The organism is Pantoea trifolii, from assembly GCF_024506435.1.
Classification (GTDB): Bacteria; Pseudomonadota; Gammaproteobacteria; order Enterobacterales; family Enterobacteriaceae; genus Pantoea; species Pantoea trifolii.
The window spans coordinates 14,670-37,097 of sequence record NZ_JANIET010000002.1 but is presented as its reverse complement, the minus strand read 5'-3'; the positions used below and the strand labels follow the sequence as shown (position 1 = coordinate 37,097).

Annotated in this window: 19 protein-coding genes; 8 read left to right on the top strand and 11 right to left on the bottom strand. The window is 53.6% G+C overall.

Annotation, left to right across the window (positions count from 1 at the left end; genetic code table 11):
• Positions 1-87: 87 nt before the first annotated feature.
• Positions 88-609: a GNAT family N-acetyltransferase gene (locus NQH49_RS19530; protein ID WP_256699071.1), complete on the top strand. Its 522-nt coding sequence runs from the start codon at positions 88-90 to the stop codon at positions 607-609.
• Here NQH49_RS19530 and NQH49_RS19525 read toward each other — a convergent pair.
• From NQH49_RS19525 to NQH49_RS19510, 4 genes are read right to left on the bottom strand one after another with little or no spacing between them, the layout of a single operon-like run.
• A complete protein-coding gene (locus tag NQH49_RS19525; protein WP_256699070.1) occupies positions 606-2,009 on the bottom strand; it encodes an ABC transporter ATP-binding protein in 1,404 nt (467 codons plus the stop codon). The two genes, NQH49_RS19530 and NQH49_RS19525, sit on opposite strands and share 4 nt — an antisense overlap.
• Positions 2,006-2,791, bottom strand: a complete 786-nt coding sequence (locus NQH49_RS19520; RefSeq protein ID WP_256699069.1) for an ABC transporter permease — start codon at positions 2,789-2,791, stop codon at positions 2,006-2,008. Before NQH49_RS19520 ends, NQH49_RS19525 begins: the two co-directional genes overlap by 4 nt.
• Positions 2,788-3,723 carry an ABC transporter permease gene (locus NQH49_RS19515; protein ID WP_256699163.1) on the bottom strand — a complete coding sequence of 312 codons (936 nt, stop codon included), beginning with the start codon at positions 3,721-3,723 and terminating at the stop codon, positions 2,788-2,790. The genes NQH49_RS19520 and NQH49_RS19515 overlap by 4 nt, the downstream gene beginning before the upstream one ends.
• Positions 3,723-5,249 carry an ABC transporter substrate-binding protein gene (locus NQH49_RS19510; protein ID WP_305961326.1) on the bottom strand — a complete coding sequence of 509 codons (1,527 nt, stop codon included), beginning with the start codon at positions 5,247-5,249 and terminating at the stop codon, positions 3,723-3,725. Before NQH49_RS19510 ends, NQH49_RS19515 begins: the two co-directional genes overlap by 1 nt.
• Positions 5,250-5,416: 167 nt before the next feature.
• On the opposite strand from NQH49_RS19510, the gene NQH49_RS19505 reads away from it, so the two are divergent.
• Positions 5,417-5,602: a tautomerase family protein gene (locus tag NQH49_RS19505; protein ID WP_007886101.1), complete on the top strand. Its 186-nt coding sequence runs from the start codon at positions 5,417-5,419 to the stop codon at positions 5,600-5,602.
• A gap of 41 nt (positions 5,603-5,643) precedes the next feature.
• Here NQH49_RS19505 and NQH49_RS19500 read toward each other — a convergent pair whose 3' ends face one another.
• On the bottom strand, positions 5,644-5,961 hold the full coding sequence (locus tag NQH49_RS19500) for a helix-turn-helix domain-containing protein (RefSeq protein ID WP_256699067.1): 318 nt from the start codon (positions 5,959-5,961) through the stop codon (positions 5,644-5,646).
• Positions 5,915-6,337, bottom strand: coding sequence for a type II toxin-antitoxin system RelE/ParE family toxin (locus tag NQH49_RS19495; protein ID WP_256699162.1), 423 nt, complete (start codon positions 6,335-6,337; stop codon positions 5,915-5,917). Before NQH49_RS19495 ends, NQH49_RS19500 begins: the two co-directional genes overlap by 47 nt.
• Positions 6,338-6,499: 162 nt before the next feature.
• Here NQH49_RS19495 and NQH49_RS19490 point away from each other — a divergent pair, with 162 nt between their 5' ends.
• Entirely contained in the window at positions 6,500-7,240 is a 741-nt protein-coding gene (locus tag NQH49_RS19490) for a GntR family transcriptional regulator (protein ID WP_256699066.1), read from the top strand.
• Here the strand turns inward: NQH49_RS19490 and NQH49_RS19485 are convergent.
• From NQH49_RS19485 to NQH49_RS19470, 4 genes are all read right to left on the bottom strand, one after another.
• The gene (locus NQH49_RS19485) at positions 7,227-8,207 is read right to left on the bottom strand and encodes a PfkB family carbohydrate kinase (protein WP_256699065.1); all 981 of its coding nucleotides are present in this window, start codon (positions 8,205-8,207) and stop codon (positions 7,227-7,229) included. The genes NQH49_RS19490 and NQH49_RS19485 overlap by 14 nt on opposite strands.
• A complete protein-coding gene (locus NQH49_RS19480; protein ID WP_256699161.1) occupies positions 8,194-9,216 on the bottom strand; it encodes an ADP-ribosylglycohydrolase family protein in 1,023 nt (340 codons plus the stop codon). The genes NQH49_RS19485 and NQH49_RS19480 overlap by 14 nt, the downstream gene beginning before the upstream one ends.
• Before the next feature lie 17 nt (positions 9,217-9,233).
• Positions 9,234-10,508 carry a nucleoside permease gene (locus tag NQH49_RS19475; protein WP_256699057.1) on the bottom strand — a complete coding sequence of 425 codons (1,275 nt, stop codon included), beginning with the start codon at positions 10,506-10,508 and terminating at the stop codon, positions 9,234-9,236.
• Positions 10,509-10,689: 181 nt separating this feature from the next.
• Positions 10,690-12,066 carry an aldehyde dehydrogenase family protein gene (locus NQH49_RS19470; protein ID WP_256699055.1) on the bottom strand — a complete coding sequence of 459 codons (1,377 nt, stop codon included), beginning with the start codon at positions 12,064-12,066 and terminating at the stop codon, positions 10,690-10,692.
• 481 nt (positions 12,067-12,547) lie between these two features.
• On the opposite strand from NQH49_RS19470, the gene NQH49_RS19465 reads away from it, so the two are divergent.
• The 3 genes from NQH49_RS19465 (at position 12,548) to NQH49_RS19455 (ending at position 17,159) form a co-directional block, all read left to right on the top strand.
• On the top strand, positions 12,548-13,477 hold the full coding sequence (locus tag NQH49_RS19465; protein WP_007886110.1) for a RepB family plasmid replication initiator protein: 930 nt from the start codon (positions 12,548-12,550) through the stop codon (positions 13,475-13,477).
• Between the two features lie 1,503 nt (positions 13,478-14,980).
• Positions 14,981-16,180, top strand: coding sequence for an AAA family ATPase (locus NQH49_RS19460; RefSeq protein ID WP_256699053.1), 1,200 nt, complete (start codon positions 14,981-14,983; stop codon positions 16,178-16,180).
• 7 nt (positions 16,181-16,187) lie between these two features.
• A complete protein-coding gene (locus tag NQH49_RS19455; RefSeq protein WP_256699052.1) occupies positions 16,188-17,159 on the top strand; it encodes a ParB family protein in 972 nt (323 codons plus the stop codon).
• Between the two features lie 448 nt (positions 17,160-17,607).
• Here the strand turns inward: NQH49_RS19455 and NQH49_RS19450 are convergent, their stop codons facing one another.
• On the bottom strand, positions 17,608-19,539 hold the full coding sequence (locus NQH49_RS19450; protein ID WP_256699051.1) for a sigma-54-dependent Fis family transcriptional regulator: 1,932 nt from the start codon (positions 19,537-19,539) through the stop codon (positions 17,608-17,610).
• A 274-nt stretch (positions 19,540-19,813) separates the two neighbouring features.
• Here NQH49_RS19450 and ssuD point away from each other — a divergent pair, with 274 nt between their 5' ends.
• Both ssuD and NQH49_RS19440 read left to right on the top strand, forming a co-directional pair.
• Complete coding sequence (gene ssuD / locus NQH49_RS19445; RefSeq protein ID WP_256699050.1) at positions 19,814-20,986, top strand: FMNH2-dependent alkanesulfonate monooxygenase; 1,173 nt, start codon at positions 19,814-19,816, stop codon at positions 20,984-20,986.
• Between the two features lie 14 nt (positions 20,987-21,000).
• Positions 21,001-22,407 (top strand): FAD/NAD(P)-binding protein, encoded by a 1,407-nt coding sequence (locus NQH49_RS19440; RefSeq protein WP_256699049.1) that lies wholly within the window; start codon positions 21,001-21,003, stop codon positions 22,405-22,407.
• Positions 22,408-22,428 lie beyond the last annotated feature (21 nt).

Sequence of the window (22,428 nt, the reverse complement as noted above, 5' to 3'; positions counted from 1 at the left end):
CCATCAGAATTTCCTATTGTTAAATCCGATGATTCGCGTGCGGCGCGGTGGCATGCTGTGGTTTTCTCCGCTAAGAATCAGGAACATATGGACATTATTCCCGCCCGACCTCACCACGCCGCTGCCATTCAGAAAATCTACGCCTGGCATGTGCTACACGGCACCGCGACTTTTGAAACCGAACCGCCTTCGACCAGCGAAATGCAGAATCGCGTGCAGGATGTGCAGCAGCGCGGCGGTTTTTGGCTGGTGGCGCAGGAGGATGATCAGGTGCTGGGCTACTGCTATCTGGCGCCGTATCGCCCGCGTTATGCCTATCGCTTTACGCTGGAGGATTCGATTTACCTCGATCAGCAGCAAACCGGCAGAGGCATTGGTCGCGCGCTGTTGCAAAAAGCCATTGCGCTAGCGGAAGCGGCGGGATTTCGCCAAATCATCGCGATTATTGGCGATAGCGAGAATACAGGATCGCTTGGCCTACACCGGGCGCTCGGGTTTGAGCACACCGGTGTCATGAAATCGGTGGGATTCAAACATGGCCGCTGGCTCGACACCGTGGTGATGCAGCGTTCACTCGGCCACGGTGATAGCCAGCCGCCAGAGCGTTAAGCGACGTCTTCCATCGCGATCACCCGATGCGTGCCCTTTTCCAGCAGATCGCGATCGTGGCTTACCAGCAATACCGCGCACTGTTGCTCACGCGCCAGCGAGGTGATGAGCTGGATGGTTTGCTGCTGCACCAGTGGATCAAGACGCGATGTGGGTTCATCGGCAAACAGAAATACCGGATCGAGCAGCATCACGCGTAACAGCGAGAAGCGCTGCAGTTCGCCGCCCGATAGCGAATCGGGCCGACGCGTCAGCAGTTCCGGCGCCAGCGCCAATTGCTCCATTAGCGCATCCCGTCGCGTGGAGGCAATGCGATGACGGCGCAACACATCGTCGAGGCTTTGTGCCAGCGTGCGGGTCGGTGGAAACAGCGCTGACGGATCCTGATAAATCTTCTGGTATTTCAGCGCATCGACCGCCGCATGGCGCGTAACATTACCTTGCTGCGGCGTCAGCAGACCGAGCAGCACATCTCCAAAGCTACTTTTTCCGCTGCCGCTGGCACCGTGTAATCCCACGATTTCCCCGGCGTGCAGCGTGAAGTTTTGCGGCACGCCGAGCGGTTTGCCGCCGCGCTGTATGCGAATGCCCTCAGCACTCACCACCACTTTGCTGCCAACAATAGTTTGTTGCCGTGCAGGCCAGGCGGCGGGATCGGCGGCAAGTAATTCACGCGAGTACCGCTGCTGCGGCGCATGTAGCACCTGTTCCGCCCTGCCCTGCTCGATCACCTTGCCTTTATGCATCACGATAACCTCACCGCCCAACTGACGGGCCAGCGCGATGTCGTGGGTGATGGTGAGCAGTGTACCGCCGTCGGCCACTTCGCGGCGCAGCAAAGCCGCGACCTCATCGCGACGCGCCACATCCAGCCCTTTAGTTGGCTCATCGGCAATCAGTATCTCCGCGCCGCCTGCACGTGCGGCGGCAAACGCGGCACGTTGCGCCATCCCGCCGGAGAGTTGCCAAGGAAAACGCGGCGCCGCGTCCTGTAAACCAAGCTGCTGTAGATCGCGGCGCGCGGCAATTAAGCTGAGAGCATTCGCTTGTCCACGTACATAGCGATAGCCTTCGGCGACTTGCTGCTGCACTGACATGGTGGGATCCAGCGATAGCCACGGCTCCTGCGGCAGCGACGCTAACGTGCGGCCCCATAATTCGCGCAGCAATCCGGCATCCTGCGGCAAGGTAAAATGTTGTTCATTGATGATCAGCGTGCCGCTGGCCTGCAAATCGTCGGGCAAAATCCCCATGATCGCTTGCGCCAGCAGGCTTTTTCCTGAACCGGTTTCACCTAGCAAGGTCAGCGGCTGGCCGGGCTGCAAGGTGAAATCAACCGGTTCCACCAGCGTGGCGCTGGCGGTTGTGACGCTGATGCCAATAACCTGTAATCCTTTCATTTGCTCTCCTTTTTCATCAACAGATTCAGGCTGATCAACAGCAGAAACAGCGCGATTACCGGCTGCATTAACAGCCACGGGGCTTCCCAGGCGAACGGCAGCAGTTCGGTCATCATCAATCCCAGTTCTGGCGTAGGCGGACGAACACCGACGCTGATAAACCCGAGCGCCGATACCGCCATGATGGCGCTGCTGAACGCGAACAGTGTCAACGTAGTTAATACCGGCGCTAACGCGGGCCACAGATGACGTCGAAAACGGTAGAGTGCCGAGAAACCGAGCAGCGTTGAGGCCTGCATGCCGGGCGCATGCACAATCGGGCGCAGAGTTGCACGCGTGACGCGGAAGAACTCCACCCACAGCACCAGCGAAATCCCCAGCCATAACATGCCGGGAGAATCCGGCGCAATCGCCGCTAACAGCAACACCAGCAGCAATCCCGGCAATGCCAGACACATGTCGCCGAGCATGCTGAGCAGACGATCAAGCCAGCCGCCATACAGCGCGCTGCATACGCCGGCCAGCACGCCCGCGAGCAGCGCGCTCATCACACATAATGCAGCGAGGCCAAGCGAAAGACGCAACGCGGCACTGAGGCGCGTCAGCATGTCGCGGCCCAGATGATCAAATCCGAGAAGATTGCCGCCGCTCGGCGCGTGCAGCATCTGCAGCAGATCCTGTTCCAGCGGATCGCCGTGATGAATCAGGGGCAGCAGGAAGGCGAAGCCAAGCAGCACGCACAACAACAGCAGGCCAATAAGACGCGGGAAGGAAATGGTCATGCGCGTGCTCCTCGGGGATCAAGCAGATAACAACCCGCATCCACCAGCATATTCAGCAGCACGAACAGCAGTCCGAGCGTCATGGCGCTGGCCTGAATCACCGGCACATCGCGGGCAAAGATGGCATGCACCAGCGCGTGACCAATGCCGGGCCAGGCAAACAGCGTTTCCACCACCACCACGCCTTCCACCAGCCAGACAAACTGCATACCAAACCAGGTCAACACCGGCGATGCCAGATTACGCATGCCGTGACGACGCATTAGCGTTGCTGGCGCTAACCCCTTCTGCGCGCCCCAGCGGTAATAGCCTGACGTGACAACTTGATAAGTCGCTTCACGCACTACGCGCACGCCCACTGCGGTGAGCGACAATGCCAGCGTTAACGATGGCAACAGAAAATGACGCAGCTCGCCGTGCCCGGCGCTAGGCAGCCAGTCGAGTTGCAGCGCCAGTAACACAATTAGCAGCATGCCAAGCGCAAAATGCGGCACCGATTTCAGCAGCGCACTCAGCCAGAACAACGCGCGATCGAGCTTGCCATTGGCGTGACATCCCGCCCAAATGCCCAGCGGCAAAGTGAAGATAATCGTCAGTAACAGTGATGTTCCTGCCAGCGCCAGCGTTTGACTCAGCTGCCAGCGCAGTTCATCCATCACCGGTTCGCCGGACACCAGTGAACGACCAAAGTTGAACTGCAGCAGATCGAATAGCCAGTGCAGCAACGCGCTGCCCTGATGCAACGAGCCGCTCAGTTCCTGCTGCACCAGCGCCACCGCGTTGGCATCCACACGATCATATCCATAACGCCCGCTGGCAATGCGCCACGCCATGTCGCCGGGCAAGGCCTGCACCAGAAACCAGGTGAGTAAACCTACTGCCAGCACCACGAAAGCTGCCTGCGCTAAGCGCCAGCCTAAAAGCTTTATCATCATTGCTCCCACTGCATTTGACGCAGACCAAAGTGGCGTTCAAACGGATCGAGCGTGACGTTTTTCAACTTGCTGTTGATCGCGGCTGATTGCTGATACCAGGCAATGGGGATCACCGGTAAATCCTGCTGTAAGGAGGCGGTGATCAGGTTACGCGCCTGCGCACGTTCGGCGGTATCGGTGGATTGCGTTAAGGTGTGCAACGCCGCGCTAAAACCGGCCGGATGCCAGTTCATCGCGCCCCAGTCGCCGCCCTTTTCCGCGTAATCCTGCAATAACGTGCCGGTTGGGTCAGGCGTGAGCGCAAAGTTGCGGGAAAACAGCGCCAGTTGCAGACGATTGCTGTGATGCTGTGCAGGAATTTCGCTGGCGTTGGTGGAGTTGATCTTCACTTCAATGCCGACTTTACGCAGCTGCTGCTGAATAACCATCGCCATCAGCGGCAGTTCGGGACGATCGGGGAACGTCAGCAGCGTCACGCTGAAGCGCTGGCCGTTGCGCGTTAACACGCCGTCCGCGCCCAGTGTCCAGCCCGTCGCTTGCAGCTGTTGTGCCGCCAGCTGCGGATTAAATTGCAGCGGTTGCAGTGCGCTGTTGTGCCATTCGCCCATATTCGGCGGGAATAACTGGCTGGCCGCGCCCGGATAACGCAGCACCGCCATCGCCAGCGCGTTACGGTCAATCGCCATGCTGATTGCTGCACGCACCGGCTGTTCGGCTAACAGCGGATCGCCCGCATTGAGTTTCAGCATCAGCGTGCGCGGCACCGGGATAGCAGGCAATTGCAGCGCTGGCTTGCGTGCTAAACGCTGACGGCTGGCAGCATCCAGGTTAAATACGTAATCCGCGTCGCCGCTTTCCGCCAGCAAGGCGCGGGTTTCGGCGCGTCCGGAAGAGAGATAGCTGGCGGCCGCAATCGCCGGCTTTTCGCCCCAGTAATCGTCAAAACGTTTTACTGCCAGCGATTGCGGCGGCTGGAACGATGTCAGCATAAACGGGCCGCTGCCGATGATGCGGGTGATGTTGTCCTGCGCATCCCAGCTAGCCAACGCCAGAATCTGGGAACGGCTCTCTGCTAACACCGAAAGCAGCGGCGTAAATGGTTCGCTCAAGGTGATGGTGACGCGCTGCCCTTCCCCCCTGATAGCGGCAATCGGCGTTTTATCCAGCAGACCCGCTTTGCTGCGCGCGGTGTTGAGAGATTTTACCACTGCGGCTGCATCCAGTGGCGATCCATCATGAAAACGCACGTTGGGACGCAAATTCAATTGCCATTGCAAACCATCTGCCGATACCTGCCAGCTTTGCGCCAGCGCCGGAATGGGCTCGGCCCTTTCGTTCACTTCCACCAGCGTTTCCACCACATCCATACGCAACAAAATGTCGCCGGAGAGCGCCGGATCGGTGCCTTTAATTTCAAACGGTGCCGCAATGCGCACCGGTTTATCCTGATGTTCAGCCGCCATTGAGGCGTAAGAAGCCAGGCCTAACGCCGAAGCGATAAGCAAATTTTTCATTGATTTCATTATGATTTCCGACTGAATCCGCTACATATTAAAAGGGTTAATTACGTTATAACATAACAATACACATTTCAACACAGATTGCCGGCAAACATAGGTGATTGACGCTGCACGCAGGGCGTTGGCTGCGGTATGCTGAAAACTTACGTTTACTTTCAGGAGCAGCAAAGATGCCAGAAATTGTTGTGTATGCAGCGGAAGGTCGCACGGTTGAGCAGAAGAAAAAGTTGTTGAGAGCCGTCACCGCAGCGGTGGCCGATTCGTTTGAGATCGACGCTAATTCGGTGACAGTTTCCATTATCGAAACGCCAAAACATCATAAGTCGAAAGGCGGCGTGCCGTTTGATGAGCGCTGAGTCGGGTATATGCATAAAAGCCCCAATGGGGCTTTTATTGTTTAGAGGATAAAGACGGCCGGCCCTTTATCTTCAATCGTGTTGAGAATGCGTAATGCCGCTTTATTTGGCTTGCTTTCGTTGCGCTCCCATTTGGATACGCTTTCCACAGACATTCCGGTGGTTAACGCCAGGGCAGCTTGCGACATATTCCAGCGCAGTCGCACCGCTTTAATTTCTATGCCACTCATCGTACGCACTGGAGGAATGTTACGTGCTTCTATGGCAGCATTAATTTCGGCAACTGTTTCATCTTGCACTGCGCCAAGCTGGTTATAGCGTTGCGCCATGCTCTGAATTTTTTTTAAACGTCCAGTCATTACAGGTTACCTCAATTAACTCTTTTGCTTTAATTAACGCCTCGATTAGCTCGTCTGGCATAGCAATAAAATCTCGCGCGATGCTGCAATATGCATCAATTTCATCGTCTTCTAACTCTTTATCTTTCTTCTTCGAAAGCTGGCTTTTTAAATACATATCAAAGAAGTAAAGATTTTTCCCATCATTGAAAAATACTATGCAGCGCGCACCATCAGAAGCACCGACGCCTGGTAAACCGACTCGCTTCTTATAAGTAAATCGGCCCAGGCAATCACCATGAAGTCCCGCGAAAATGGACATCGCTGCCTTGCACAAAATTTTATCGCTGATGCGTGCTCTTAAACGCTCTTCCTGAAATTCTGGCGTAAGATAAATCCCCCATGGTCGCTTCCTTGCCTCTTTTTAACCCGTAAGCATTACTATAGTCTTGCTTACGGGCTAGGTCAATTTTCATGCATTTGCTGGCGTATCCCAATAGCCTAAAACTCAGTATCATAGACGTTCTGCCGCTTACCAGAATGAGTGAACCCGCCCGCTATGACCGATCAAACTGCACTATTTTCGCGGCTGACTTCTACCCTTGCCGATGAAAGCCGCACGCCGCTGTACAAACGCTTTGCCACTGCCATTAAAGATGCGGTGCGCGATGGCGTGTTAGTGCATGAAGAGATCCTGCCAAGTGAGCGTGACTTCAGCCAGTCACTGAGCATTTCGCGTATCACCGTGCGTAAAGCCATGGATGCGCTGGAAAAAGAGGGCGTGGTGTTGCGTTCTCGTGGCTACGGCACGCAGATCTGCAGCCAGTTTGAGTATTCGCTTAAAGAACCGAAAGGCTTGTCGCAACAAGCGGTATTGCGCGGTAAAAAGCCCGACACCGTGTGGATTAACAAAAGCAAAATCCATTGCGACGCAGAAATCGCCGAAAAGCTCGGGTTGAGTAAAGGCAGCGAGGTTTATTTACTGAAGCGTATTCGCTATGTCGATCAGCAAGCGGTGTCGGTGGAAGAATCCTGGGTGCCGGCGTGCTATATCCCCGATGCAGATCAGATTGGGATTTCGCTTTACGACTATTTCCATCAGCAGCAAATTCTGCCGGTTAAGTCACAAAGCAGAGTAAGTGCTCGCATGCCAGATGAGGCGCTCCAGCTGCAGATCGCCCTACCCGACAACGTGCCTGTTTTGGTGATCAAGCAGCTGGCGTTAGATGCGCAGGGCAATCCGCTGGAATACAGCATTAGCTACTGTCGTAGCGATATGTATGTGTTTATTGCGGAGTAAGGCGCTGCTGCCAATAAGCCGTTAATGTGGCGCGATCGGGCGCGCAATCCCCGCCGCGCTGTGACACCACATAAGACGCCACCGCATTGCCCAGCGCAACGCTTTCACCCAGCAACCAACCCGACGCCAATCCCGCCAATAATCCGCCCGCGTGGCTGTCGCCTGCGCCGATGGTATCGACCACTTTTGTCGGCAATGCCGGTATCCAACCTTGCGTATTCGCGTCAACGAAGCCGGCACCTTCGCTATCGAGTCGCACTACCATCGCGCCACCAAAGCGCTGCTGCCAGCGCGACATTAACTGATGTGCATCAAAGGGTTCTGTTTGATTCAAACGTTCATGCCACAGCAGTTCGGCTTCCTGTCTGTTCACTGTAATCAGTGGACGGCGCGCCATAATGCGTTCAAACTGCGCATCGCCGATATCCGCCAGACGTGGACCGAAATCCACTAACAATTGATACGGCTGGCTTTGCTGCTCCAGCCAGTCGATCATCACATCACCGCTTTTGCTGGTGAGCTGATAGCCGGAAAGGTAGATCCAGCGATTAGCCGGCTGCGGCAGCGTATCGAGCAGTGCTGCATCCCACTGATTTTCAACGCCGCTCACTGACAGAAATGTGCGCTCGCCATCGGGTTCCACCAACGCTAAACACCAGCCGTTATCGCCCTTCGCGGTTTCCAGCACGCTGTGAATGCCATATTCCGTCAACTTCTGCCGCACAATGCTCGCCCAGGTGCCGTTACCGAGCGGTAGCGCGTTGATGGACGGGATGCCAAGCCGGTGCAGCGCAATCGCCACGTTCAGCGCACAGCCGCCCACGTTGACACCCTGCTGGTGGAGCTCAACATCGCTGCCACGATGTGGCAACGAGTAAGCATCAGCAATCACATCCACCACCGCCGCACCAATCACGCACACCGGCAGACGGCCTTCGAGTCTCTGCAGATCATCAGGCGTCAGCATAAGCGGCCTCGCGCTGCTGGCGGAAACGCGTAAATGCGGCGCTGTAGCGGGTGAAATCCAGCGCGTTAGCGGCATCCAGCTCGGCTTTCAGGGCAACATCAATACTGTCGATGCCATGCAGCGCACCGCAAATCGCCACCGCCATCGCGCCGATGGTATCGGTATCGCCGCCGAGGTTAGCGCAAAGGATCGCGCAGCGATTCGGATCGGTTTCAGCTAATTGCACCATCGCAATCGCCGCCGGTACCGATTCAATGGTGCTGGTGCCGGTGCCAACCAGATCGTAAATCTGCTGCATCGTAGATTCCACGCCCCTGCCCTGCGCGACAACGCTCAACGCCAGTTCGAGGCGTGCCGCCATTGATGCGCTAAAGGTGGTAACACGCATCTCCTGCGCCGCGCGTGCAATCGTAGGCAGTTCATCGCGGATCGTTGTCCAGCTGGCACCATCAATAGCACGCGAAACCGCCCACGCAATCACCGTCGCGCCGGAAATCGCGACATCCGATTTGTGCGTTGGGCTCGACGCCAGTGCGACGGCATCAATGAAAGCGGATAAATCGCGTGCTGGCAGTAGACAGCCGAGCGGGGACACGCGCATTGCTGCGCCGTTGGTCATGCCGTTATTTTCCAGCTGCGACACCGGCGTCCCTGCTTTCATCGCGTTGAGCGCGATTTTTGAAGTCGGTCCAAGTACGTTCTTGTTAAAGGCATCAAACGACTCGGCCCAGTGCAAAATATTTGCGCCGATGGTTTCCGCGTTGATCTCACCATCGTGAGAGACGATCGCATCAGCCAATGCCAGCGCCATGGACGTGTCATCGGTAAAGGCCGCCCGGCCAAAGTAGCAGGCGGCATTGTTTTCAGCCGGACCAGGCAGGAAGCGATCGATCCAGCCGAAGTGCTGCTTCACGCGCGATCGTGGCCACAATTCCGATGGCATGCCCATCGCATCGCCCAGCGCCTGGCCGTAAAACGCGCCTAAAATCCGTTTTTCTTGCGTTGTCATCGTCATGGTGAAATCCCTTATTTATGGCTGTCAGCGGTTGCTGAATTATCGAAAGCGGTAAGCTCATCGCTGCGTTTTTTACCGTCGCGGAACAGGACGATAAAGGCGATGGTGATCATTACGATCATCACGCTGCCAAACATCCACATGCCGGCCCAGTTGAAAGTCTGGCCGTTGCGGGGTTGGTCGTAGGCAAACATTTCCTGCATCAGATAGCCGCCCAGGCGGTAACCGAGCAGGCTACCGATGCCCTGACAGGCAAGTGTGATCAGCCCTTGCGCGGCGTTACGCATTGCCACTGGCGCTTTCTTATCAACGTAAATGTAAGCAGTGATGAAGTAGAAATCGTAGCTGACGCCGTGCAGCAGAATGCCCATGAACAGCAAGCCGTACGTCAGCATGTTTTGATCGCCGCCGAACACAAAGAACACGTAGCGTAACGCGGCGGTAGTCAATCCCAGCAGCAGCACTTTACCGATGCCAAAGCGTTTAATGAAGAACGGCAGCGCCAGCAGGAAGAAGATTTCTGAAACCTGACCGAGCGTCATCCAGCCGGTGGCATGCGGCAAGCCGACTTCCGTCAGATAGCCTTCGGCAAAGATGTAGTAAAACGCCAGCGGCATGCTGAACAGGAAGGAGCAGACGAAGAAGACGAGGAAGCTGCGATCCTTCAGCAGATGCAGCGCATCCAGGCCAAGCGCGACGCGAAGGCTGAATTTGCCGGTGCTTTTCGGCTCAGTTGCGGGTAACGTCAGGGCAAAAATGCCGAGCAACAGCGAACTTGCCGCAGTGATCAATAACGGCACGTTGCTGGCTGAAATATCGCCATAGCCCAGCAGCGGCGGCAGGAAACCACAAACGATGCCGGAGGCAATCCAGCCAAGGGTCCCCATAACGCGAATGCGTGGGTAATCACGCTCCACATCCGCAACGTGCGAAAACGCGATGCTATTGGTTAAGGCAATGGTTGGCATGTAAGTGAGCGCATACAGCAACAACAGCGGGAAGAAGCCGCCGAAGTGGATTTGCTGAGCTGCAAAGAACATCAGGATCGAGCCGATGATGGTGAGCAGTGACAACACTTTTTGCGCCTGAAAGAAGCGATCGGCCAGCGATCCGACAAGGATCGGCGACAGGATGGCGGCTATCGAGGTACAGGCGTAGCACCACGCGATCTCAACTGGCGAGAAGCCGTTTTTGCTGAGAAATGCCCAGAGCGGTACAAACCATGCGCCCCAGATAAACCACTCAAGAAACATCATGAACGACAGTTTTGGGATTGTTGTTTTCATTTAAAAGGATTCCCCGGTGTAGGTGGAGGCAAATCTAACACCAGTAATAATACCTTTATAATACCAGTAGTGGTTTTTTTGAACTCGTCCACAACATTTTAACCGATGTGCAACGGTCTGAGGCGGGAGGTGATGGCATGAGGGATGGGAATGAGGGCGCGAATAATGCGCCCGATAATATTTAGCGGCGGTTTTTCCATACCGTCTGAATGTTGCAGAATTCGTGGACACCAAAGCTCGACAGTTCACGACCATAGCCGCTCTTCTTCACGCCACCAATCGCAACACGCGGATCTGACGCGCCATTGCCGTTGATAAACACCGCGCCGGTCTCCAGTTTTTCCGCCAGTTCGTTGGTCAGTGCTTCATTACCGCTCCACACTGTTGCACTCAGGCCGAACTCGCTGTCGTTAGCCAGATCAAGGGCATGTTGTGCATCACGAGCAACGGTAATCGCAGCGACCGGGCCAAAGATCTCCTGCTGGAAAGCAGTCATGGCTGGTGTGACATCTGCGAGGATCGTTGGGGCGTAATAGTTGCCTGGGCCGTCGATCTTATGGCCGCCTAATACCAGACGGGCGCCCTCCTTAATGGTCTGCTGCACCTGATTATCCAGCTCATCACGCAGATCGTAACGCGCCATGGGGCCGATATAGGTTTCTTCTGCCAAAGGATCGCCGATCTTCAATGCCCGTACCGCTGCGCTGAAACGCGTCTCAAACGCTTCTGCGACGCTTTCTTCAATGATGAAGCGCTTGGCTGCCATGCAGACCTGTCCGGTGTTCTGGTAGCGTCCTGTGACCGCTGAGGCCACTGCAGCATCAAGGTCTGCATCTGCCAGCACAATGAAAGGATCCGCGCCGCCCAGTTCCAGCACGGTTTTTTTCAATACTGCACCGGCTTGCGCTGCAATAGCTCCGCCTGCACGCACGCTGCCGGTTACCGCTACAGCGGCAATACGCGGATCTTTGATCGCGGCCGAAACGCCATCATTATCGACATTGATCACAGTGAAGCCGCCTTTAGGCAGATCGGTGGCATCAAACAGTGACGTCATCAGATTGGCGGATCCCATTACGCTTGGTGCATGTTTCAGCACATAGGTATTACCCGCCAGTAACATGCTGACTGCGCCGCGCAGAACCTGCCAATAAGGGAAGTTCCATGGCATTACTGCAAGGATGACGCCGAGCGGGCGAAACGACTGCCACGCTTGTTGGTTTTCCACCAGCGTGGGTTTGTCGGCAAGGATCGCCGGGCCGTGTTCGGCATACCAGTCACAGAGATTGGCGCATTTCAGTACTTCAGCACGTGCCTGAGCGATTGGCTTACCCATTTCCAGCGTCGCCATGGTTGCCAACTCATCTTGTCGTTGGCGAATCTGTTCTGCCAGTTGACGCAGTACTTTGACTCGCTGCGGCATTGCCGTATAGCGCCACTCTGCGAAGGCATCAGCACTTTGCTGCAATGCGGCTTCCAGTTCAGCTGCGCTTTGCAGCGGATAGGTTGCGATGATTTCGCCGGTAGTTGGGTTGCGGGAGATAACGTTGTCAGTCATGAAAGATGTCCTCGTCATAAGTGATGTGATGTTCAATGGTGCTCACCTTACGCCGTGTAAAGGTTTCTTAAAAATGAATAATAATGAGGAAGTTGTTCATTTAAGGAGAATTATCAGGATCTTGATCGCATAGAACTGATGATTTGGTGGGATCGAATAGGATGTTATCGCGATGCGGTTATTTTAAACGTTTTGCGTGTCGAAAGCCGCTTCAGTCTTGGCGTTATTAAGTTATACAGTGAATAGATCTTAAAGAAAGATCATATAGAGATCTTAAAGAGATCCTAAGAGATCCCCGATCGTCGCAGACCGCACCCCACAAGGGCTCAGAAGGTGATCGTGTTCACTATAATGAGTAAAGTGTTCACTGGAGTCAGTAGTTTATTCACTATAGAGAGTAGAATGTTCACTATAAACAGTGTTAATGTTCACTGTAATCAGAAAACGACCCTTTTCATCCACAGAATGAAGATCTCAGGCTATGGCAGATAAAGAGAGTGAAAACAAGGCGTTACTCGAGCCTTTTCTGTCGGTGACAAAAAACAGCGGTGAAGTTATTCAACTCCACCCCAATAAAAATAACACCGTACAACCGGTCGCTTTAATGCGCCTGGGTCTGTTTGTTCCTACATTGAAATCCACCGCACGCGGTAAGTCAGGCGCGATGGCATCGACCGATGCAACGAAAGAGCTGAAGAACCTTTCTTTAGTGAAATCGGAAGGTTATGAAAAGATTACCATTACCGGCGCGAGGCTGGATATGGATAATGATTTCAAAACCTGGGCCGGAATTATTCAGTCTTTCTCGCGTTATCCCTCAAAGGGCGACACCGTGACGCTGCCGTTTATCGATTTCGTTAAGATGTGCGGGATCCCCTCGGCAAACTCCTCGGCCGCGTTACGTAAGCGCTTAGATGCCTCTTTGCGACGCATTGCCACCAATACATTGTCCTTTGAAGGTAATGGCAAAGCCTATCACACTCACCTTGTGCAATCGGCGTATTACGATCGTGAAAAGGATCTGGTGCGTATTCAGGCCGATCCTAAGTTGTTCGAGCTTTATAACTTCGACCACAAAGTGTTACTGCAACTGCGAGCCATTTCGCGCTTGAAGCGTAAAGAATCGGCTCAGGCGTTGTATACCTATCTCGAAAGTTTGCCGACCAATCCGGCGCCAATTTCTCTGGCGCGTTTGCGTATGCGTTTAAACCTGGGCTCGAAAACCACCACGCAAAATCATGTGGTTCGACGTGCGATGGAGCAGCTTAAAGAGATCGGCTATCTCGACTATTCGGAAGTGAAACGTGGCCGCTCAGTGTTCTTCATCATTCACAGCAGGACGCCAAAACTCGATGGCATCAGCAACCTCGAAAGTATCGATTCGCTGGAAGATATCGAATTCGAAGAGTGATTTTATCCGTTCACTGTAGTCAGCAAATCCCCTCAAGCAGTGTCACTTTTTGAGCAAAAGTGACACATGCTCTTCTCATACCATTCACTGTAATCAGATGTCATCACGCCATTCACTGTAATCGGCAACGTTCACTGTAATCAGAAAGCTTCGGGACTATGCGTGTCTTCCGCTGCGGGTTGCATCTCATTGTGGCTGTTATAGGGGACTTATAATGATAGTGAGTACTTACAAGGGCGGTAATCTTGCACCTGAACGCCCTTTTCACTGCGTTTCTACTGATCACAGTGAACGTTGGGTTTTACTGAATACAGTGAATGCTAATAGCAGGGCGTGCACTGACTATAGTGAATGATTGTGTTTAAGTTAATGATATATATATATTAAGTATGAAATAGCGCAACGGATTCACTGTAATCAGTAGTTTGACTGTTAATACAGCCAGTAAAAGTGACAGGGTTGGTAACAATACTGATTATAGTGAACGTTTGCCGTGTCTTCTCAATAAAGTGAACGTAAGCGAGGAGCATTTGAATTGCCGCTCATACGTCGACTTAACAGTTCGTCACGCTGTCACTGATTACAGTGAATGTTGCCCTGCCCCGCCGGTTTTGTAGCATGACAATTAACAGCTCAACGCGTCGCTTTTACTGAATACAGTGAACGTTGAGCGTCCAGGTTGCTGCTGATTACAGTGAACATAAGCATCACTCCGCTATCATCAAGGAAGCCATTTAACGTGATGCGTTTACTGATTACAGTGAATGTTGTATAGGACGCTTTAAGGATTTTGCTGGATCGCTTATGGCGATTTCAGCTCCATCCATTTAGAGGAAAATATGGGTTTACTGATTACAGTGAACGCTCGTCTCAAAGTACTAAACAGGCTTTGCTGATTACAGTGAACGTACTTCTTAGCATCATAACTTTTACTGATTACAGTGAATGTTCTGTCGAATTAGCCGATTTGACTTACTGATTACAGTGAACGCTTGATCGAAACGCGATGAGCATCTACTGATTACAGTGAATCTTTGTCGATGATGAGCACAAGGCTTTTACTGATTACAGTGAACGTTAGTAGTTGAGAAAGAAAGGTCATCGAGATTTACTGATTACAGTGAACATCCCAACAGTGTGAACTTCGTCGTTGCTCGCTGGCCTGCTCCTTTTGTTCACCTTCCACTGCTGATTACAGTGAATCTTTCCCCGCGATTTGCTGATTACAGTGAACCTTTTACTGATTGCAGTGAACATCATGTCTCTTCGGCTTGCTGACTACAGTGAACGTTCCAGCAATTTCAGCCGCAAGCGTCCTTCTCCTTTCTCTATTTGAAAGCCACCCAAGGAAAAACCGCTGCTGATTACAGTGAATCTTTGCGTTAAACTGCTCTTAATCAAGGTGTTTCCATTTAACTGATTCTTCCTGTGCATAAGAGATATATTTGCCTCGTGTGCTGGATTTATGTATAAAGTCATAAATCCTACATGTGTGGAGCAAGTATGGCTAACGATGAGAAGCAAGTTCTGAAGGTTGCACAACGTTCAGAAAGAATGCTGATGAGCCTGACAGAACAGATTCAGGCGCAGAAAGAAGAGTTGCGGGAAAACACGTTCTATCAGGTTTACGCTAAAGCGGCGTTAGCCAAACTGCCAAAATTGACGCGTGCAAGCGTGGATTACGCTGTAAATGAGATGGAAGAGAACGGTTATCCGTTCGATAAGCGTGCAGCGGGCAGCTCAACCAAGTATGCGATGTCGATTCAGAACATCATTGATATCTACCATCATCGCGGCGTGCCTAAATATCGCGACCGCCACCATGAAGCCTTCAGCATCTTTGTCGGCAACCTTAAAGGCGGCGTGTCGAAAACGGTCTCTACCGTTTCGCTGGCGCATGCATTGCGCGCCCATCCGCATCTGCTCTTTGAAGATTTACGTATTCTGGTCATCGATCTGGACCCGCAATCCTCCGCCACCATGTTCCTGAACCACCAACGTTCAGTAGGATTAGTGGAAGCTACCGCTGCGCAGGCGATGCTGCAGAACGTCAGCCGCGAAGAGTTGCTCAACGAATTTATCGTTTCATCGATTATTCCGGGCGTTGATGTGCTGCCGGCGTCAATTGATGACGCCTTTATTGCCTCGCGTTGGGAAGAGCTGTGCGCCGCTCACCTGACCGATCAAAACATCCACGCGGTGCTGTATGACAATGTCGTGGCCAAGCTGAAGAAAGATTACGACTTTATCTTTATCGATAGCGGCCCGCATCTTGATGCCTTCCTGAAGAACGCCATTGCCGCTTCGGACTTGCTGATGACACCGGTACCTCCCGCGCAGGTGGATTTCCACTCCACGTTGAAGTACTTAACGCGTTTACCGGAGTTGATTGGCATCATTGAAGAATCGGGTGCAGCCTGCCGTTTGCAGGGCAACATTGGCTTTATGTCTAAACTGTCGAATAAAGCGGACCACAAGCTGTGTCACAGCCTGGCGAAAGAGATTTTTGGTGGCGATATGCTCGATGCTGCCTTGCCACGCCTGGATGGCTTTGAGCGCTGCGGAGAGTCGTTTGACACGGTTATCTCGGCCAATCCATCAACCTACGTGGGCAGCACCGAAGCCTTAAAGAATGCGCGTTCAGCGGCGGAAGATTTCGCGAAAGCCGTATTTGACCGTATTGAATTCATTCGCCTGAACTGAGGTTACTATGAGCGCAAAAAGAATCACCATTGGCCGAACCTTCAGCCAGACACCATTGCAGACTGAGGAAAGCGCCGATGGCCATTCTCAGACCTTTATCCTGGCGACGGGCAAACGCGCCCTGTTCACGCTGGAACACATCCCTGCGAAAGAAATCGAAGAGAAAACTTTCGTTAAGATGGAAACCAATGGCCGCGATCAGTCTGGCCTGACGCCAGAATCGCTGCGTGACATCATTCGCACCATCAAATTGCAGCAATTTTTCCCGGCGATTGGTGTAAAGCGTGACGACCGCATTGAGATTCTCGATGGTTCACGCCGTCGTGCTGCGGCTCTTCACTGCAAAACCGGGCTGGATGTGCTGGTTACCGAAGTGGCTATCTCTGCGGAAGAAGCGCGTCGTTTAGCGCAGGATATTCAGACCGCGCGTGAGCACAATCTGCGTGAAGTGGGCATGCGCTTGCTGGCACTGAAAGATGGCGGATTATCGCAAAAGGAAATTGCGCAAAGCGAAGGACTTTCTCAGGCCAAAGTCACGCGTGCATTGCAAGCCGCAAGCGTGCCGCTTGAGCTGGTGACGCTGTTCCCGAATCATTCTGAGCTGACTTATCCAGACTATAAATCGCTGCTGCAGGCGTACGAGAAGCTGCAGGAAACCGGACAAACGGTTGATGCACTTATCGATACCATCGGCATGGATGTTGATACCGTATGCGCACGCGATGGTTTAGCGGAAGATGAAGTGAAGAATGGCATCTTGCGTTTAGTGCGTAACGGCAGCCAGACGCTGATTCAGTCACCGGCCAAAGACAAAACCGTGGCAACACCTTTGTGGAGCTTTGCCGATAAAGATCGTTTTGCGCGTAAGAAAACACGCGGACGCATGTTCAGCTACGAGTTTAATCGCCAGTCCAAAGAGTTGCAGGAAGAGTTGGATAAGGTGATTAACGAGACGCTCAACAAGTATCTAAATCAGTAGCGAAATGCCGCCTTCGGGCGGTTTTTTTATGCCCTTCTCAATGCCTCGCCAGCGCAATTTCAGCGCTAACTGTATGAAATATCGATTGTCGCTGCGGAAATTTCAGGCTGAAATCGCCATCATTTCAACCAGCAGCTAAAAGGCATACGGTTCTAACTCACCAATACCGATAAACTAACTGCAGCCAATTTAACCAGCTGCGCGCTAAACCGGCAGTCGCCAGTGAAGCCTTATAAGCCGAGCAGCAACCGAATGAGATTTCATCCATTCGCCCAAGCGATTTCATCTCTATTTGCATGAAAAATATAGCTTTTTTAATAAAATTTCAGGCTGAAATCGCCAATTAAGATTGTAATTTCAGCCATCAACTCAAGACCCAAAGCGAGATTAGCCAGATGATATTCAACGATTTATCCACAGAAAACGTGGATAACTTTCAAGACTAACCTTACTCAATCAACGCCAGCGCTGATGAAAATTGCCAGACTGCATCGCGCACCCGCACCGGTTTATTAATTAGTCCCAACGCATAAAAACGATCGGCTATTGTCTGCTGCTCTTTAATCACTTCGAAGGCCATCGCGCGCGTTTTGTGGCTGCGACGTGTCAATGCGCGTTCTACTGACGCAACTTCTAATCCCAGCTCCTGAGCCAGTAACATCGACGCTTCGTGGCGATGGCTATCAATGAACAAGCCTGTTTGCTGCAAACTTTCCACCAGCTGTCTGAGGATGTCATCGTTCTGTTCAACGTAATCACGTCGCGCCAGATAGAACTGATGATTACGTACGCGCCCTTCACCATTAACCAAAATCCTCAGCTCGGGATTGCTCTCCGCAGCGCTGAGCAACGGATCCCACATCATCCACGCATCAACCGAGAGATAATCACTGGCGGTCAGTGGATACTTGGGCGGCGTATACACCACTTTCAGTTCATCCAGACCAATGCCTGCTTCTTCCAGTAACTGTAGCAGTAGCCAGTGAACGTTCGAGCCTCTATTAACCGATACGCGCTTACTGCGCAGATCGTTGATGGTGCGAATATCGCTGTCATGCGGCACCACAATGCCAACACTGCTTGGCGCCGGGGGCTCCCACGCAATATAAGTCACAGCATTGCCGCTCGCCTGGGCAAAGATTGGCGGTACTTCGCCGGTGGTCCCAAAGTCGATTTCGTTGTTCTGCAACGCATACAGCAACTGTGGCCCGGCGGGAAACTCACTCCACAGCACGCTAACGCCTTGCTGAGCGAAACAGTGTTCGAGGCTTTGACGAGCTTTCAACACGCCGAGATTGCCAAACTTCTGATAGCCAATACGCAGCTCGCGTTCCTGCGTTACATGCGCACTGGACGAGGATGGAGAAACAAGTGCTTTGCGGCGTCCTTTAATTATTCCCTGATTCGCCAGATGCGTGCGTAAGGTGTGGCGGCTGATACCCAATAGCGCGGCGGCCTGGGTTTGATTCTGATCTGTCATCAAAAGCGCATTGCTGATCAGGCCGCTGATAACGCGATCAAACAGTTGCTGCGGCTGGCTGATCAACTGCTGCTGAAGAAAACTATCGAGCGTTGAATCGTTTGACTCGCTAAAACCCTGTTCACTGTAACCAGCAAGTCGCAGCTGTGCGGGCGTTAGTGTTTCTTCGCGGCTCAACAACACAGCGTTGTGCAGCGTGTTCTCTAGTTCACGGATATTGCCGGGCCAGCTGTATTCGCGCAGCGCCTCAAGTGCATCAGGTGACAGACGACGTGCCGGACGGCCTAAGCTTCGTGCGTAGAGAGCGAGGAAATGTTGCGCCAGCAGAGGAATGTCTTCACGACGCTGACGCAGCGGCGGCAGCGGAACCACCGCAATATTCAGGCGATAGAACAGATCTTCGCGGAAGCGTCGCTCGCGGATCGCCTGCGCCAAATCCACATGCGTAGCCGCGATAACCCGCACATCCACCTTGATCGCTTTGCGCGAGCCCACTCGCGTAATCTCGCGCTCCTGCAACACGCGCAGCAATTTAACCTGCAGTGAAGGGCTAAGCTCACCAATCTCATCCAGCAGCAAGGTACCGCCTTGCGCGGATTCAAACCAGCCGGGATGAGACTGCGTCGCGCCGGTAAAAGCGCCTTTCTCATGGCCGAACAACTCAGCTTCAGCCAGACTTTCTGTCAGTGCGCCGCAGTTAACCGCCAGGAAAGGGCCGTGACGCCGCTGGCTATGATGATGCAGATAGCGCGCCACCACTTCTTTCCCTGTGCCGGTTTCGCCGACAATCAGCACGGTGGCATCCGTGGGGGCGAATTTATCCAGCAGCGATTGAAACGCCAGAGAAGCGGGATCGACTAAGCGCGGTGAATCAGTGTGATTATTAAAGTTGGTTAGCATGGCATTGAGTCCGGTAACGAGCATATCGCTACGCTAAATGCTCACGCCGACTATTAACACCATGTAAAAAGCATAAGCAGTTGCATATGCAGCAATAGCTGTTGCGTCAGAGTTGCAATTGCAACTCGATATGAAGAAAGCAACAACGCTAACCCTCTGAAATACGGCACTACACGCTAATCAACAACCTGGCACGCTTTCTGCTAACAGCTATATAACCAAATAAGCAATTCAAAATGATCATTTTTTAATAAAGTTATATAGGAAAAGCATAATGGCCGATTCCGCGAACGATAAAATTAATGTCTTCTGGTTTTTACCGACGCACGGTGATGGACGCTACCTCGGCACAACGCAAGGCGGACGCCCGGTCGATTTACCCTACTTACAGCAAGTGGCACTTGCCGCCGACAATCTTGGCTTCTATGGCGTATTAATTCCCACTGGCAAAAGCTGCGAAGATTCCTGGCTGGTTGCCTCGGCGTTAGCGCCCATCACCAAACGTCTGCGCTATTTAGTGGCGGTACGTCCTGGCCTGCAGCCGCCAACGCTGGCAGCACGCATGGCGACCACGCTTGATCGTCTGTCTGAAGGACGTTTATTGATTAACGTGGTGACCGGTGGCGATCCTGTCGAGAACAAAGGCGACGGCATTTTCCTCAACCACAGTGAACGTTATGATGTCACCAAAGAATTCCTCGATGTCTACAGCCGCCTGATGCGCGGTGAGAAAGTGGATTACGAAGGCAAACATATCCACGTCGAAGGTGCGGAAGTGCTGTTCCCGCCGGTGCAGGAGAATGGTCCGCCGCTCTATTTTGGTGGTTCATCAGAGGCGGCGATTGATGTGGCTGCGGAACAGATCGATACCTATCTCACCTGGGGCGAGCCGCCAGCGCAGGTTGCCGAGAAGCTGGAAGTGGTGAGCGCGCGTGCGCAACAGCGCGGACGTAAACTGGAATACGGCATTCGTTTGCACGTTATTGTGCGCGAGACCGAAGAAGAAGCCAAAGCGGCGGCAGATAAGTTGATTGGCCATCTTGATGAAGAGACTATTGCGCAGGCGCAGAAAATCTTTGCGCGTATGGATTCTGCCGGTCAGGCGCGGATGAGCGCATTGCACCAAGGTTCGCGCGACAATCTTTATATCTCGCCGAATCTCTGGGCTGGCGTTGGTCTGGTACGCGGTGGCGCGGGCACTGCGCTGGTCGGCAGCCCTGAGCAAGTGGCTGAACGTATCCGTGAATATCAGGCGTTGGGCGTCACCAATTTTATTCTGTCTGGATATCCGCATCTTGAAGAAGCGCATCGCGTGGCCGAATTGTTGTTGCCGCTGCTGCCACTGGCGAATGCGCAACAGCAGCGTGAACGCACCATTAATACCGGGCCGTTTGGTGAAACCATTGGTGGCGATAAGCGACCTTCGAAACAGACGAGCGCCAGCTAATGCAGGAGAAGGCAATGGCAACGACACAGGTAATCATTGTTGGCGGTGGCTTTAGTGGCACAGCGTTGGCAATTCATCTCGCACGAACCTCATCGAGCAGATTACTGATTACAGTGGTCGAACCGCGCGCCAGTCTCGGCGGCGGCGTTGCCTATTCCACGCAGGAGCCCGCGCACCGCATCAACGTGCCCGCTTCGCGCATGCAGTTAAGCGGTGAAGAGCAGGGCGCGTTTGACCGCTGGTATCGCCAACAGCCGGAATGTTCACTGGACTCAGTAGCGCACTGTGAAGACGGCGCAGTTTATCCGCAGCGCAGCCTGTTCGGTCGCTATCTGGCAGACCAGTTTGCGCAAGCTGCGCAGGCGTATCCGCACGTCACGCTGCGCCATGTTCAGGCCAGCGCCATAGGTTGGGAAGGCGAGCAGCTGTTGCTCAGCAACGGCGAAACGTTGCGGGGTGATGTACTGGCGTTAGCGATCAGTCATCCACCACCATCGTTGCCGCGTGCGCTGCAACCGTTCTCGGCGCATCCGGCGCTGATTGCCAATCCGTGGCAGCACGGCGTATTAGACGCCATCGATCCTCAATCCTCGGTGGCGATTATCGGTACCGGCTTGAGCATGGCGGACGTGGTGGCTTCATTGGGCACCAGACAGCATCGTGGCCCGTTAATCGCCTTCTCGCGCCGTGGGCAGCTCTCACGCGACAATCTGAGCGGTGAATGGCCTGAATGGACGTTAGCCCCGGAGGATGCGTCCAGCGCGCGTCTGTGGCTACGACATATTCGCGCCGAGGTCGCGCGTGCCGCTGAACAGGATTTGCCGTGGCAGCGCGTGCTTGATCAGGTGCGAGTGCAAGGTCAGGATATCTGGCAATCGCTACCTTTGCGCGAGCAGCAGCGCTTTGTCCGTCATTTGCGCTCGTGGTGGGACGTACATCGCTATCGCATCGCGCCGCAGGTGTCTGCGGTGATCAACGCACGTCGTCAACAGGGCAGTCTGAAGGTGCTGGCCGCGCGCCTTTGCGAAATCTCCGATCTCGGCAAACAACTGCAAATCACGCTACGCACGCGCGTTGGCGCCAGCGAAACCCATCGCCTCGATCATCTGATTGTCACCACCGGTCCCGGCCATGAAGCCTTAACCGCCAGCCAGCCATTGTTGCAATCGCTGAGTCAGCAAGGGTTAATTCGCGCAGACCTGCTCGGTTTTGGTATTGATGTCGACAGCCAGTCGCGCACGCTCAATCTCACCGGCCAACCCAACGCGCGACTGTTTGTCGTCGGTCCCGCTGCGCGAGCGCGCTTCGGTGAACTGATGGGATTGCCGCAGGTCGCCGATCACGCCGCCGCTGTGGCGAGGCATATTTTACAAGAACTGCAAATCGCTCATGCCGAGCGATGTCCCCCTTCAGCGCTTTAATCTCTCAACATCCTAAAAATT

Excerpts from the sequence above, each read along its gene's own strand:
- NQH49_RS19520 (WP_256699069.1), bottom strand. The coding sequence starts at position 2,791 with ATGACCATTTCCTTCCCGCGTCTTATTGGCCTGCTGTTGTTGTGCGTG.
- NQH49_RS19525 (WP_256699070.1), bottom strand. The coding sequence starts at position 2,009 with ATGAAAGGATTACAGGTTATTGGCATCAGCGTCACAACCGCCAGCGCC.
- NQH49_RS19515 (WP_256699163.1), bottom strand. The coding sequence starts at position 3,723 with ATGATAAAGCTTTTAGGCTGGCGCTTAGCGCAGGCAGCTTTCGTGGTG.
- NQH49_RS19500 (WP_256699067.1), bottom strand. The coding sequence starts at position 5,961 with ATGACTGGACGTTTAAAAAAAATTCAGAGCATGGCGCAACGCTATAAC.
- NQH49_RS19505 (WP_007886101.1), top strand. The coding sequence starts at position 5,417 with ATGCCAGAAATTGTTGTGTATGCAGCGGAAGGTCGCACGGTTGAGCAG.
- NQH49_RS19475 (WP_256699057.1), bottom strand. The coding sequence starts at position 10,508 with ATGAAAACAACAATCCCAAAACTGTCGTTCATGATGTTTCTTGAGTGG.
- NQH49_RS19440 (WP_256699049.1), top strand. The coding sequence starts at position 21,001 with ATGGCAACGACACAGGTAATCATTGTTGGCGGTGGCTTTAGTGGCACA.
- NQH49_RS19530 (WP_256699071.1), top strand. The coding sequence starts at position 88 with ATGGACATTATTCCCGCCCGACCTCACCACGCCGCTGCCATTCAGAAA.
- NQH49_RS19510 (WP_305961326.1), bottom strand. The coding sequence starts at position 5,249 with ATGAAATCAATGAAAAATTTGCTTATCGCTTCGGCGTTAGGCCTGGCT.
- NQH49_RS19470 (WP_256699055.1), bottom strand. The coding sequence starts at position 12,066 with ATGACTGACAACGTTATCTCCCGCAACCCAACTACCGGCGAAATCATC.
- NQH49_RS19490 (WP_256699066.1), top strand. The coding sequence starts at position 6,500 with ATGACCGATCAAACTGCACTATTTTCGCGGCTGACTTCTACCCTTGCC.
- NQH49_RS19455 (WP_256699052.1), top strand. The coding sequence starts at position 16,188 with ATGAGCGCAAAAAGAATCACCATTGGCCGAACCTTCAGCCAGACACCA.
- NQH49_RS19485 (WP_256699065.1), bottom strand. The coding sequence starts at position 8,207 with ATGCTGACGCCTGATGATCTGCAGAGACTCGAAGGCCGTCTGCCGGTG.
- NQH49_RS19480 (WP_256699161.1), bottom strand. The coding sequence starts at position 9,216 with ATGACAACGCAAGAAAAACGGATTTTAGGCGCGTTTTACGGCCAGGCG.
- NQH49_RS19460 (WP_256699053.1), top strand. The coding sequence starts at position 14,981 with ATGGCTAACGATGAGAAGCAAGTTCTGAAGGTTGCACAACGTTCAGAA.
- NQH49_RS19465 (WP_007886110.1), top strand. The coding sequence starts at position 12,548 with ATGGCAGATAAAGAGAGTGAAAACAAGGCGTTACTCGAGCCTTTTCTG.
- ssuD (WP_256699050.1), top strand. The coding sequence starts at position 19,814 with ATGGCCGATTCCGCGAACGATAAAATTAATGTCTTCTGGTTTTTACCG.
- NQH49_RS19450 (WP_256699051.1), bottom strand. The coding sequence starts at position 19,539 with ATGCTAACCAACTTTAATAATCACACTGATTCACCGCGCTTAGTCGAT.